At 73.8% G+C, this 12,648-nt stretch carries 10 protein-coding genes and 1 pseudogene; 8 read left to right on the top strand and 3 right to left on the bottom strand.

The features are described 5' to 3' along the window. Positions 1–80: 80 nt before the first annotated feature. Both ABZX96_RS20435 and ABZX96_RS20440 read right to left on the bottom strand, forming a co-directional pair. Positions 81–416: a VOC family protein gene (locus tag ABZX96_RS20435; RefSeq protein ID WP_355546325.1), complete on the bottom strand. Its 336-nt coding sequence runs from the start codon at positions 414–416 to the stop codon at positions 81–83. Positions 417–440: 24 nt separating this feature from the next. Then, positions 441–1,181: a TetR/AcrR family transcriptional regulator gene (locus tag ABZX96_RS20440; protein ID WP_355546327.1), complete on the bottom strand. Its 741-nt coding sequence runs from the start codon at positions 1,179–1,181 to the stop codon at positions 441–443. A 262-nt stretch (positions 1,182–1,443) separates the two neighbouring features. Here ABZX96_RS20440 and ABZX96_RS20445 point away from each other — a divergent pair, with 262 nt between their 5' ends. The 8 genes and pseudogenes from ABZX96_RS20445 to ABZX96_RS20480 form a co-directional block, all read left to right on the top strand. After that, positions 1,444–2,682 carry a cytochrome P450 gene (locus ABZX96_RS20445; protein WP_355546329.1) on the top strand — a complete coding sequence of 413 codons (1,239 nt, stop codon included), beginning with the start codon at positions 1,444–1,446 and terminating at the stop codon, positions 2,680–2,682. Positions 2,683–2,795: 113 nt separating this feature from the next. Then, entirely contained in the window at positions 2,796–3,050 is a 255-nt protein-coding gene (locus ABZX96_RS20450) for a ferredoxin (RefSeq protein ID WP_355546331.1), read from the top strand. Between the two features lie 137 nt (positions 3,051–3,187). Then, entirely contained in the window at positions 3,188–3,784 is a 597-nt protein-coding gene (locus ABZX96_RS20455; RefSeq protein WP_355546333.1) for a sigma-70 family RNA polymerase sigma factor, read from the top strand. A gap of 118 nt (positions 3,785–3,902) precedes the next feature. Then, a complete protein-coding gene (locus ABZX96_RS20460) occupies positions 3,903–5,165 on the top strand; it encodes a maleylpyruvate isomerase N-terminal domain-containing protein (protein ID WP_355546335.1) in 1,263 nt (420 codons plus the stop codon). Positions 5,166–5,470: 305 nt separating this feature from the next. Further along, positions 5,471–7,087, top strand: a complete 1,617-nt coding sequence (locus ABZX96_RS20465) for a DUF4331 domain-containing protein (protein WP_355546337.1) — start codon at positions 5,471–5,473, stop codon at positions 7,085–7,087. Between the two features lie 428 nt (positions 7,088–7,515). After that, positions 7,516–8,907, top strand: a complete 1,392-nt coding sequence (locus ABZX96_RS20470; protein ID WP_355546339.1) for a hypothetical protein — start codon at positions 7,516–7,518, stop codon at positions 8,905–8,907. A 143-nt stretch (positions 8,908–9,050) separates the two neighbouring features. Then, a complete protein-coding gene (locus ABZX96_RS20475; RefSeq protein WP_355546341.1) occupies positions 9,051–10,766 on the top strand; it encodes a nickel transporter in 1,716 nt (571 codons plus the stop codon). 387 nt (positions 10,767–11,153) lie between these two features. Further along, a pseudogene (locus tag ABZX96_RS20480) lies at positions 11,154–11,399 on the top strand (type B 50S ribosomal protein L31); the annotation flags it as partial. 374 nt (positions 11,400–11,773) lie between these two features. Here ABZX96_RS20480 and ABZX96_RS20485 read toward each other — a convergent pair. Continuing rightward, a complete protein-coding gene (locus ABZX96_RS20485) occupies positions 11,774–12,601 on the bottom strand; it encodes a polysaccharide deacetylase family protein (protein WP_355546343.1) in 828 nt (275 codons plus the stop codon). Positions 12,602–12,648 lie beyond the last annotated feature (47 nt).

Raw genomic sequence — 12,648 nt, forward strand, 5'->3', positions numbered from 1 at the left:
AGTCCGGGCCCCGCCCTTTGTCATGGGGGCGTGTCATGCCGGCTCGCGAGCTTCGGACATGGTGTGCCTTGGGGGCCGCGTCAGTCCGATACGCAGAACTCGTTGCCGTCAGGGTCCCGTAGGACGGTCCACGACGTTCCGGCCATCGTGTGATCGCCGATGGCCGTCGCTCCCAGCCGCACCAGCCGGGCCACCTCCTGCCCGCGATCGTCGCCGCAGAAGTCCACGTGGACGCGGTTCTTGCCCTGTTTCTTCTCGGGGACGCGCTGGAAGGCCAGTGTCAGCGAGCCGGTGGCGACCGTGACGAAGTCGCCGTGATCGCCGGCCACCTCCGTTTCCAGTGCGGTGGCCCACCAGTCGGCCAGGGCCCGCGGTTCCGCGCAGTCCATCGTGATCATCTTCGCGGTCAGTGGCATGCCGCCGAGTGTAGGGACCGGCGGTCAGCGGCTCGTCGGCCCGCCGGGCGGGGTCAGTCCGCTGTCCAGTAGGGAGAGCGCTTCGCGCAGGAGGACGTCGAACGTTTCCGGGGAGCGGTCGGGGGTTTGCTGCCAGGCGTCCTTGGCCGTGTGGACGGCGGCGAAGACGGTGGCCACGAGGACCTTGGGGTAGAGCGTCGTCTCCCGGTCGTCGCCGATGCGGTGGGCGATCACGCGGGCGAGCGTCTTCTGCTCCCGGGTATCCCGTTCCAGGCTCTGGGCCAGGAGGGCGGGGGTGTTGTGGATGAGGCGCTGCGCGCGCGGGTACCAGGATTCGTCCGCGTCCGGGTCGCGCCGGGCGATGGCGGTGAAGACCGCGTTGCGCAGGGCGTCGAGCGGGGGCTCGTCGGCGGGGCGGCGGGCCAGTTCGGCGGTGATGGCGGCGCGGTAGCCGTCCTCGAAGCTGAGGATCACGCCTTCCTTGGAGCCGAAGTACCGGGTGAGGGTGCGCGGCGAGACGCCGACGGCCGCCGCGATGTCCTCCAGTGACGTGGCGTGGAACCCCTGGCGTTCGTAGAGGTCGAGGGCGGCCGTCATCAGCGCCCGGCGGGTCGAGCGCTTCTTGCGGTCGCGCAGGCCGGTGCGGGGGGTGTCGTCCCGGGGGGTGGGGACGACGCCGGGGGGCGCGGTGCGGGTGGCGTCGTCTCGGACTGCGGGACCGGCGCCGGAGGGCGCGGTGGGGGCGGGGCGCTGGCTGACATCCACGCGGTCAACATAGACGGGGCCGGTGGGGAGGACAAAGCACCGGTCCGGGGCGGGAGGTGCCGGCGGAGTCCCTGGTCACGGGTGTTGAGGTGGGTTGTCGCGGGTCCGGTTGGCGACGTGCGGATTGCTCGTTCCCGTATCACGAACGGGGCGATGAACGACCGGAGTCCGGCCAACAAAGTGGCGCTCGCTGCCAATTGACCGTCACGGACAGAACGTGTCAGGGTGAGACCGCCCGACAGGCTGTGACCAGGGAGGCCGTATGTCCGCCAGTACCCCGACGCGTGCGTTGCCGCTGCCGCGTGAAGCCGAATGCCCGTACGCACCCGCACCCGAAGTCGCCGTGCTGCGCGAGGAGTCGCCGGTCACCCGCGTCGTCACGCCCACCGGGCTCGACGCGTGGCTGGTCACCCGGCACGCCGACGTGCGGGAGGTGCTGGGCGACCCCGTACGGTTCAGCAACCGCCCCGGCCAGGCGGCGCACGTCCTGGCGCACCTCTCCCCGGACAAGCCCATCGAGGCGGAGGAGTTCTCCCGCATGGACGGACCGGAACACCTCCGGTTCCGCCGGGTGTTCGGGCCGGTCGTGTCGATGATGAAGCGGGTCGAGGACGAGTACCGGCCGCTGGTGCAGCGGGTGGTGGACGAGCGGCTGGACGCGCTCGCGGAGAAGTCCGAACCCATCGAACTGCACGAGGAGTTCTCCAAGCCGATCACCACGGCCGTCATCGCGGAGCTGCTCGGTGTCCCGTACGCCGAGCGGGGACTGTTCCACCGGGCGGCCGAAGCGCTGTTCAGCAGCGTGACCGGCGCCGACGAGGTCTCGGAGAAGCGGGAGTCGCTGACCGAGTACGTGGGCCGGCTCGTCGCCCAGCGCCGGGCCGAGCGCGGGACCGACATGCTCAGCCGCCTGATCACCAAGGGGGAGCAGGCCGATCCGCCGATGAGCGACCGCGAACTCACCGCCATGGGCAGCGGCCTGCTCATCGCCGGTTACGACACCACGGCCAGCGTGATCACGTACGGGACGCTGGCGCTGCTCCAGCAGGGCGAGCAGTTCGCGGCGCTGCGCGAGGACCCCTCCCTCGCGGTGAACGCCACCGAGGAGCTGGTGCGCTACCTCGGCGTCGGCATCGGGCTGATGCGGGAGGCGACGCGGGACACGGAGATCGGCGGAGTGCCCATCGCCAAGGGCGAGTTCGTCATCGCCGCCGTCCAGTCGGCCAACCACGACCCGTCGCAGTTCACCGACCCGGGACGCCTGGACGTCACCCGGAGCACCAAGGGGCACCTGGGCTTCGGCCACGGGCCGCACCAGTGCGTGGGCCAGCAGATCGCCCGCATCGAGTTGCAGAGCGTGCTCGCCACGCTGGCCCGCCGGGTGCCGTCGCTGCGGCTGGCCGTGCCGTTCGAGGAGATCGAGTTCAAGCGGGACACGGTGGTGCTGGGGCCGGCCCGGCTGCCCGTGACGTGGGACCGGGTGCTGCCGGCGCAGGACTGAGGGGGCCGGAGGCCGGCGGTACGCGGGTTCTTCCGGTGCGCCGCGCGCCGGTTGCCGCGCGCCGGTCTCCGCCCGTCGTACGAGGTCGGAACAGTGAACGTGGAGGAGGCGCCGTGCGCGTCGATGTGGAATCCGACAAGTGCATCGCCTCGGGCGTGTGCGTGCTGGCCGCGCCCGAGGTGTTCGACCAGAACGAGGACGACGGGATCGTCGTCGTCCTCGATGACCGGCCGGCGGCCGAGCGCCACGAGGCGGTGCGCGACGCGGCGATGCGCTGCCCGGCGGCGGTGATCCAGCTCCGCGAGGAGGCCGGGGAGGCAGAGGAGGCCGAGGAGGCAGGGGAGGCAGGGGAGGCCGGGCGGGCCTGATAGCGGGCCCGATACGAACGCCCGCCCGCGCGAAGTCGTGCAGGCGGGCCTTCGTGTTCGGTCCTGATCGGTTCTGACGCGGATGGGGGCCTCCGTGCCCCGGCGCGGAACACCGGGCTCCGCGGGATACTGCGGCCATGGCGGCCCGGGAGGGCCGGCCGCAGGCGGAGCCGTTCGGCGAGCCCGGGGACATGGAGGAGCGGCTCGACGTGCAGGCCCGCCTGCTGGCCGCCGATGAGGACGCGTTCCGCGCGGTGTACGAGCGGTACGTCTCCCTCGTGCTGGGGGTGGCCACCCGGCTGACCCGCGACCGGGCCGCCGCCGAGGACATCGCCCAGGAGGTCTTCTCCTACCTCTGGGAACGACCGCTCGCCTACGACCCGCACCGCGGCCCGCTGCGCGCCTGGCTCGCGGTGCTCGCCCACCACCGGTCCGTCGACTGGATCCGCCGCGAGGAGAAGCGCCGCGGGCTCCGCGCCCCGTACGAACCACCGAAGGGTGACGAGACCGCCGACGCCGCCGCGGAAGGCATGGTCGCCCTCCGGGTCCGCGCCCTGGCCGCCGAACTGCCCGACACCTTGCGCCGGCCGCTGCTGCTCGCCTATTACGAGGGACGCACGTACCGCCAGGTCGCCACCGAACTGGGCATTCCCGAAGGCACCGCGAAGACCAGACTGCGGGCCGCCCTGCGGCTCATGGCCGCGGCGCTCGTGGCGGAGGGGATCGCGCCGTGAGCGGGGGCGGGGAGCGGGCCGTAAGTCCGGGTGTGGGGCGGTCCGGGGGTTGGGGTGTGGAGCGGGCTGTGGGCCGTGTCGGGGAGCGGGCCGTGGGTTGGGCGGGAGGGGGCGTGCCATGAATCGTTCGGGGGCGGTCCCCGGGCCGTCGGATCACCCGCCGGGGCCCTCTGAGCAGTCCGGCCCCACCGGCCCCTTGGGTGGCTCGCCCGAAGCGGATCCCTCGGGCCGTACCGCATCCACGGGGCATGCCGTGGTCGAACCCCTGGTGGGAGCGTGGCTGCTCCATGCCTGTTCCCCGGAGGAGGCGGCCATGGTGGAAGCACACCTGCGGCACTGCGAGAGCTGTACGAGCGAGGCCAACGTCCTGCATGCCGCCGCCGCCAGTCTGGGGACGGAGACCGCGGACGAGGCGCCACCCGTGGTGCCGCCGCGCGGGCTGTACGAACGCGTCACCGCGGCTTCCTTCACCCGGCGGGCCCCCACGCCCCGCGGGCTGCCCGCCTTCGTCCGGCCCTACGCCGCCCAGCACGCCACGCTGGACGCGCTGCTGCGCGAGCTGTCCGCGGACGACTGGCGGGTGGAGACCGTGGAGGGCTGGAGCGCGGCGCAGCTCGTCGCCCATCTGGCGGCGACCGATGGGCTGTTGGCGGAACGGGTCGGTGGGGAGCGGATCGCGGCTGCCGGGTCGGCCTCCGAAGCCGGTGGTTCCGCTGACGCCGGCGGTGGGTCGGCCGGTGTGGTGGATGGGCCCGATGACGGGGCGGAGGCCACCGTGCCGGGGCGCACCGCCGCGTACACCGCCTGGGCCGCGGAGGTACCGCCGGGAGCCGTACACGCCCTGTGGCGTGCGCAGGGGCAAGCGCTGCGGGCCGCGCTGGCGGGCGGTGGGCCCGAGGTCGGCGAGCGGCTGGTCGAGTTGCACGGCCGGATGCCGTTCCCGCTGGCCGACCACTCCTTGGGGCGGGCCTTCGAGACGTGGGTGCACAGTACGGACATCGCCCTGCGCACCGGGTACACCCTGCCGCCTCCGGTTCCGGAATCTCTGGGGCCGATCGCCGATCTGGGCGTACGGCTCCTGCCGTTGGCCGCACAACTGCGCGGGGTGCCGCTGGGCGATCGCGTGCTGCGGTTGGAGCTGACGGGACCGGGTGGCGGGATCTGGAGGGTCGGCGAGGTGGGGGCGGTGCCGGACACGGATGCCGTCGGCGGGGGCCGGGGTCCGGATGCGGACGTCGCCCTCAAGACCGTGGAGTTCTGCTTCCTCGCCGGTGCCCGGCGCGATCCCGAGCGCGTCCTGGCGACGGCGGCCAGGGTGACCGGTGACCGGGAACTGGCACGGGACGTGCTGGTCGCGGCACCTGCTTTTGCGGGGCCGTAGGGGAGGGGGCGCGGCCAGGGATCGTCCTCGTCCCCGTCCGTGTGCCGGGTGGCGGGTGGCGCGGTCGTTTCTTCGTCAGTCGCTCCTTCGTCACGCACGCCTTTGTGAACCCGTCTCCGTGAGCGTCGCCGCTCCTTCGGCGGGCGGTGTTTTTCGGCCAACTCCGACGCCGGTGCATCCACCGCCTCCGGCCGGCCGAATGAGTGGCACCGGGACGTGACCCGTCCACAGCGGAACGTCTCGGTACGACGTACGCACCTACGCACGCCACACCGAGACACACCCGCACCGCAAAGGACGCTGCGATGTCGACAGCATCACTCCGCAGGCCGCCGGCCTGGGCGCTGCTGACCGGGGGAATCGCGCTGGTGGCCACGTCGCTGGCCACGGGGACGGCCGCACTCGGTCCGGCCCCGGCCACCGCGTCGAGCCACCGGGAAGCACCACTGATCTCCGGACAGCCGGAATACGACAACACCGACGTGTACGCCTTCACCAGCCCGGACAAGCCGGACACCACCACGCTCATCGCCAACTGGTGGCCGTTCGCGGAACCGGCCGGAGGGCCCAACTTCTACAAGTTCCCGACGGACGCCCGCTACGACATCCACGTCGACAACACCGGCGACGGCCAGTCCGAACTGATCTACCGCTGGACCTTCAAAGAGAGCTACCGCAGCAAGGACACGTTCCTCTACAACACGGGCCCGGTCACCTCGCTCGACGACCCGGACCTCAACTACCGGCAGACCTACGACCTCCAGTTGCTGCGGTTCAAGGACGGCAAGCAGGTCGGTACGCAGACGCTGGCCGACGACGCGCCCATCGCCCCGTCGAACGTGGGCAAGGCCTCCATGCCGCGCTACGGCGACCTGCGCAAGCAGGCCGTGCGGCCGGTGGGCGGGGGCGGCGGCTCGTCCTACGTCGGGCAGGCGGACGACCCGTTCTTCCTGGACCTGTCCGTCTTCGACCTGCTGTACGGGGGCGACCTCTCCGAGGTCGGCCGGGACACGCTCAAGGGCTACAACGTCAACACCGTGGCCCTCCAGGTGCCGACGAAGGAGCTGACGGCCGGGCCGGACAAACCGATCATCGGCGTGTGGAGCACCACCGAGCGCCGTACGGGGGCCAACGGCTGGCAGCAGGTGTCCCGGCTGGGGATGCCGCTCGTCAACGAACTGGTCATCCCGGTCCGGGACAAGGACACCTTCAACGCCTCGACGCCGTGGGAAGACGGCCGGTTCGCCAAGTATGTGACCGATCCCGAAGTGGCCCGGCTGCTGGAGAAGATCTACAAGCTCAAGGCCCCGGCGACACCCCGCAAGGACCTGGTGCAGGTCTTCCTCACCGGCGTCCCGGGGCTGAACCAGCCGGACGGGGTGCGCCCGCACGAGGCGCTGCGGCTCAACACCTCCATCAAGCCGGCCGCCGATCCCAAGCGGCTCGGGGTGCTGGACGGCGACCAGGCGGGCTACCCCAACGGGCGCCGGCTCGCCGACGACACGGTGGACATCTCGTTGCAGGTGGTACGCGGTGAGCTGGTCGGGCAGAAGAACGACCTGGGGGACGCGGTCGACGCGAACGACAAGAAGTTCGACGGGCAGTTCCCGTATGTCGCCGAGCCGACCTCCGGTTCGCGCGGGCATCCGGTGGGGGGCGGATCGGCCGCTTCCTCGTCCGCCGGGTCTTCGACGTCCAAGGGCGCGTCCGGCGCGTCCGGCTCGTCCGGCTCGTCCGTGCAGGAGAGGGCGGCCAGTCCGCTGACGGGCGGGCGGTCGACGGTCTCCGGGGCCGGGACCGACGACGGGGACGGCCGACTCCTCCCGATCTCCGCCGCCAGTGGTGCCGCGGCCCTGGCCGTGGTCGGCCTGGGGCTGATGCGGTGGCGTCGTACTCGTCAGCGGAACGCCGACCGACGATGATCCGCTGACGTCGCCGGAGCCGCCGCGCGGGGACCGGCGGCTCCACCCCGGCCCCTGACGTGGGGGAGGGGGCCGGGGTCGTGCAAGGGGGAGCCGGGGCCGCGAGCCGGGTAACCGGCCCCCGGCCCCGGCGACGGCCACCCGCGACACCCCACCACGAACCGGGCCGGGGTGCGGCGATCGCTTCCCGCACCGCACCTCGGCCCTCCAACGGGCGGGCGGCCCGTCCAAGAAAGCCACCGGGCCGCCAAAGCAACGAAGCAACGAAGCCGCAAAGCCACGAAGCCGCAAAGCCACGAAGCCGCAAAGCCACGAAGCCGCAAAGGCGCAAAGGCGCAAAGGCGCAAAGGCGCAAAGGCGCAAAGGCGCAAAGGCGCAAAGGCGCAAAGGCGCAAGCCGCAACCAGCCAGCCACAAGGGAGGTACGCCGTGCGGTCCACCCGCACCCTTCGTCGGGTGTTCGTCGTCGTGGTCCTGGCGGCGCTGCTCAGCACCGTGGCGTGGGTGACCGGGGTGCGGTTCACGGGCGGCGGGGACGATCAGGGCCGCGACGCTCCCGCCCTGCGGGGCGACACCGGCGGGTCCGTGGTCCTGCCGCTCACGGGGGAGGGGCTGGACCGCCGTCTGGACGCGCTGCGCCGGCACCTGCGCGCGCAGCCCCGGGACGCCGCCAACTGGGCGGCGCTCGGCGTCGCGTGCGTCGAGCAGGCCCGGCGCACGGCGGACCCCGGACTGTACGGGCAGGCGCAGCGCGCCCTCGCGCGTTCGCTCGCGCTGAGTCCGGCCCCGGTCAACAGCGGCGCCCTCGCCGGGCAGGCCGCGCTCGCCGCCGCCCGGCACGACTTCCGGGCCGCGCTGCGGCTGGCCGACCGTTCGCTGGCGGTCAGCCCGTACGGCGAACTGGGCCTGGTCATCCGGGTCGACGCGCTCGTCGAACTCGGCCGCTACGACGCCGCGCACCGGGCCGCGCTCCGCGCCGACGCCCGTCACCCCGGCATCCCCGCCTTCTCCCGGCTCGCGTACGTCGCCGAACTGCGCGGCGAACGCGCCACCGCGCGCCGCGTGCTGGAACAGGCCCTCGCGCCCGCCAGCGACCCCGGCGACATCGCGCACGTCGCCACGGCCCTGGGCGAACTCTCCCGGGCGGAGGGGAAGTCCGGACCGGCCCTGCGCTGGTACGCCACCGCGCTGCGCGCCGAACCCGGTTACCTGCCCGCCCTCCTGGGCCGGGGACAGGTGCGGGCGGCCCGTGGAGACCTGGCCGGGGCGGCGCGCGATCTGGAGGCGGTCACCGCCCGGCAGCCGCTCCCGGCGTACCTCGCCCTGCTGGGCGAGGTGTACGCGGCGCGCGGGGACGGGCGCGCCGCCGCACGGCAGTACGCCGCGCTGGGCGCCTGGACGCGGCTGGCCCGCGCCCAGCGCGTCAACACCGACCTGGACACCGCCCTGGTCGCCGCCGACCACGGCGACCGGGCCCAGGCGCTGCGCGCCGCCCGCGCCGAGTGGGACCGGCGGCACACCGTCCACACCGCCGACGCCCTCGCCTGGGCGCTGCACCGCCGGGGCCGGGACGCGGCGGCACTGCCCCTCGCCCGGCAGGCCACCGAGACCCTGACGAAGGGCGGCTACCGCAACGCCTCGTTCCTCTACCACCGCGCCGAGATCGAACATGCCCTGGGTCGTGATGCGGACGCCCGCACCCACGGCAGAGCGGCACTCGCCCTGGACACGGCATTGACGCCGGAGGCCCGTACGGCGCTAGGGCGATGGGTGGAGGGGGAGAGGACGAGGGCTAGGGCTAGGGAGGGGGAGCGACGGTGAGTGGGCGGCGGCGCGTGGGGTGGGGGCTTCGGACGGACGATGACGGGGGCGGCGTGCCGCGCCGGGTTTACGGGGAGCGGGCGGGTGCCGGGCTCCGCACGGGGTGGGGGCTTCGGACGGACGATGACGGGCGCGGGAGGGCCTTGCGGTGGCTGTCGCCGCGGCGGGCGTGGGGCGCCGCGCTGCTCGTCGTCCTCCTGACCGTGGCGCTGCTGAGTACGACGGGGAGCCCGCCCGCAGCGGCGCATCCGCTGGGCAACTTCACCGTGAACGCGTACGACGGGCTGACCGTCTCCCCCCGCGAACTGCGCGTCGACCACGTCGAGGACCTGGCCGAGATCCCCGCCACCCAAGCCGAAGCCCGTATCGACGCGAACGGTGACCGCCGCTTGGACGCCGCCGAACGCACCGCCTGGGCGCGGCGCACGTGCGACCGCGCGGCGCGGGAGGGCGCGCTCACGGTGAACGACCGGCCCGTAAGGCTGACATCCCGGAGCGAGCGGGCCCGGGCCCTGCGCCGACCGGGGCAGGCCGGACTGTCCACCCTTCGGGTGGAGTGCCGACTGACCGCCCGGCTCGCCCTCGCCCGGGACGCCGGTACCGTCGTGCGCTTCTCCGGCGGCATGTCGGTGGGGGCGGACGGCCCCGGGTGGCGGGAGACCACGGCGCGTGGCGACCGGGCCCGGTTGCTGCGCACCGACGTCCCGGCGCGTTCCGCGTCCGCCCGGCTCACCCGTTATCCCGACGACCTGCTGTCCACGCCGCTGCGGCAGCGCGGCGCGCACCTCAGCGTCCGCCCCGGCGGCCCCGCGCTCGCCGAGGACGGAAACGGGGCGGGGGAGCGGGCGCGGCCCGGGGCGGTGACGGCGTTGCCGCGCGGGGTGGACGGGCTCACGCAGCGGTTCACCGACCTGGTCGGCAGCCACCGGCTCACCCTCGGCTTCGGCCTGCTGGCCCTCGCGCTGGCCGCCGTACTGGGCGCGGCCCACGCGCTCGCTCCCGGACACGGCAAGACCGTGATGGCCGCCTACGCGGCCGGGGGAGGCCCTGGCTCCTTCCGTTCCCTGCTGCGGATCGGCGCGACGGTGACGGTGACGCACACGGCCGGGGTGCTGGTCCTCGGCGCGGTGGTGGCGGCGGGCTCGCAGGCCGCGCCGCTGGCCATCCCCTGGCTGACGGCGCTGAGCGGGCTGCTGGTGGCGGTGGCGGGGGTCGCCCTGCTGCGTCGGGCTTTGGTCCATCGGGCGGGGCATGGGCATGGACACGGGCATACGCATGGGCACGGCTCCGGTGCCGGGCATTCGCACCACCACGAAGGCGATGCGGGCCACCCTGTAGGCGATGCAGGCCACCACGTGGGCGACGCGGGCCACTCCCACTCTGACTCCCACTCCCACTCCCACACGAGCGTCCTGGTCCGTAACGCCGCCCCGGCCGTCAGGGAAGGCGACAGCGAGGACAACGGTGCGGACGAGGCCCCGCCGAAGCGTCGCCGACGACCCGCCCTCGCCCCCGCGCGGCCACGGATGCGGGACACCCTGCTGCTCGGTTTCGCCGGGGGGATGGTGCCGAGTCCGTCGGCGGTGCTGGTTCTCGTCGGGTCCAGTGCGCTGGGGCAGCTGTGGTTCGGGGTGCTGTTGGTGCTTGCTTACGGTGCGGGGCTCGCGTTCACCCTTGTGGTGGTCGCGGTGTTGCTCGTCCGGGTGGGGGCGCGGCTGGGGCAGCGGCTCATGGGGGCGGCGCCTCGGTACGAGCGGGTCTTCGGCTTCCTGCACCGCACGGGGCCGGCGGTCACGGCCGGGCTGGTCGTCCTCCTGGGCGGGGTGCTCGCCCTCCGGGGGATCGTCGGGGCCGGGTGACGCCTTCCAGAGGTCCCCCCGGACCGTTTCCAGAGATCTTCCCGGACCGTAGGGATCAGGGCAGGCCGTATCCGGTTCCGGCAGGTCCCCCGTACGGGCCACCGCACCTCCTCCAGGTGCCGGGCGGCGGCCGGGGCGGCACGGGCGCGGCCTTCCGGGGCGCCGACGGCTTTTCCGCCGCGGCTCATGGGGCACCCGATGGGGGAGCCCCGAAGGGCTGTATGCACTGTATGCGGATATTGGGGAAGTATGGGTGGATGGAGGTAGTCGATCGACGCCCGTGTCCATGAGCCTGGTGGGCCGGTGAGCCTGAGCCCGTGGGGCCATGACCCGACGGCGTCCGGTCGGCGCACCGCGTACCCGTCCCCACAGGGAGAAGGAGCAGGCATGCCGAAGGACCAGGACAAGCACCCTCCTTACGGCCCGGTCGTCTTCCGCGACCGTTCGGCGGGGTTCGCCTTCCTCACCCGGTCCACCGCCACCAGCGAGCGGACCATCGAGTGGGACGACGGCAACACCTATCCCCTCGTCGACGTGGAGATCTCCTCCGAGAGCCACCCCTTCTACACGGGGAAGGCCCGGGTGGTGGATTCCGAAGGGCAGATCGCCAAGTTCACCCGCCGTTACGGCGAGGTGGCCCCCGGGGACGACTCGGACATCGACCTACGGCCGCGCCCGGAGGACGTCACGCCGGACAGCGCGCTGCGCACCGGTACGGAGGGCGAGGTCTCCGCCGAGGACCTGGTGCTCGCCGCCGGACGCGACGTCACGCCCGAGAACCTGGAGTGGGCCCGCCGCCGCCTGGAGAAGGAGGGCCGCGCGGCGGTGGAGAAGGAACTGCCCTGAGGACGGCGGCCGGGGAGGGACTGCCCTAGGAATGGCGGCGGGGAAGGCACCGCCCTGAGGACGGCGGCGGGGAAGGGGCTGCCCTAGAGACGGCGGCCGGGAAGGAGCTGCCCTGAGGACAGCAGCGGGGAAGAGCCCCCAAGAGGACGAGGACCGCCCCCTCACCACGCCCTCCCCCGCCGACACCGCGCCGTCCCTCCCGATCCCCGCCCCGGCCCGCCCACCTCGTGCTCCGCCAGCGGCCCGACCGTCAGTCCGGCCTCGCGGCAGTGGGACACCAGCTCCGGGAGGGCGTCGAGTGCGGCGTGCCAGGCGCCGGGGGCGCTGGTGCAGTCGCTGTCGTGCAGCAGGACGGTGCCGCCGCCGCGCAGCGAGCCGGTGATCTCGGCCAGGACGGAGGCGCCGTCCGCCTCGGCCGTCCAGTCGTGACCCGAGGCCGACCAGAGGACGGGCCGCATCCCGGCGCGCCGTGCGGCGGCCCACCGGCCGCCGGTCAGGATGCCGTACGGAGGGCGGTACCAGCGGGGCCGACGGCCGCAGACCTGCTGGACGAGATCCGCGGCGCGGGCCAGGTCGTGGGCGTCCCGCCAGGGCGTGGGGTACCAGGGGCGTTCGTGGTGCCAGCCGTGGACGGCGATCTCGTGGCCGCGACCCGCGATGGCGTGGCCGATGCGGGGGTCGTGCCGCAGGGCGTCGCCCAGGACGAAGAAGGTGGCCCGCACCGAGAGTTCGTCCAGAGCCCGGAGGAACAGCGGTGTGCTCTCCGGGCTCGGCCCGTCGTCGAAGGTCAGGGCCACGTGGCCCGGGTTCCCCTGGCCGTCCAGGTCGGGGAAGAGGGTGTGGCGGACGGCGGGCAGCCACGTCCCGGCCGGTCCGATGTGCCAGGCGGCGGTCGCCCCGAGGGCGAGCGCCGCCCCCACGGCGGCCCGCCGGGGGATGCCGGACGGCCGGGGAGTGGGCGACGGATCGGCCGATCGCCGTGCGCTCATCACGGGTTCACCGCCCTCCCGCGAGGGCGGGGCCGCCCGGACGTCCG

The organism is Streptomyces sp. NPDC003077 (genome assembly GCF_040611095.1).
Lineage (GTDB): Bacteria > Actinomycetota > Actinomycetes > Streptomycetales > Streptomycetaceae > Streptomyces.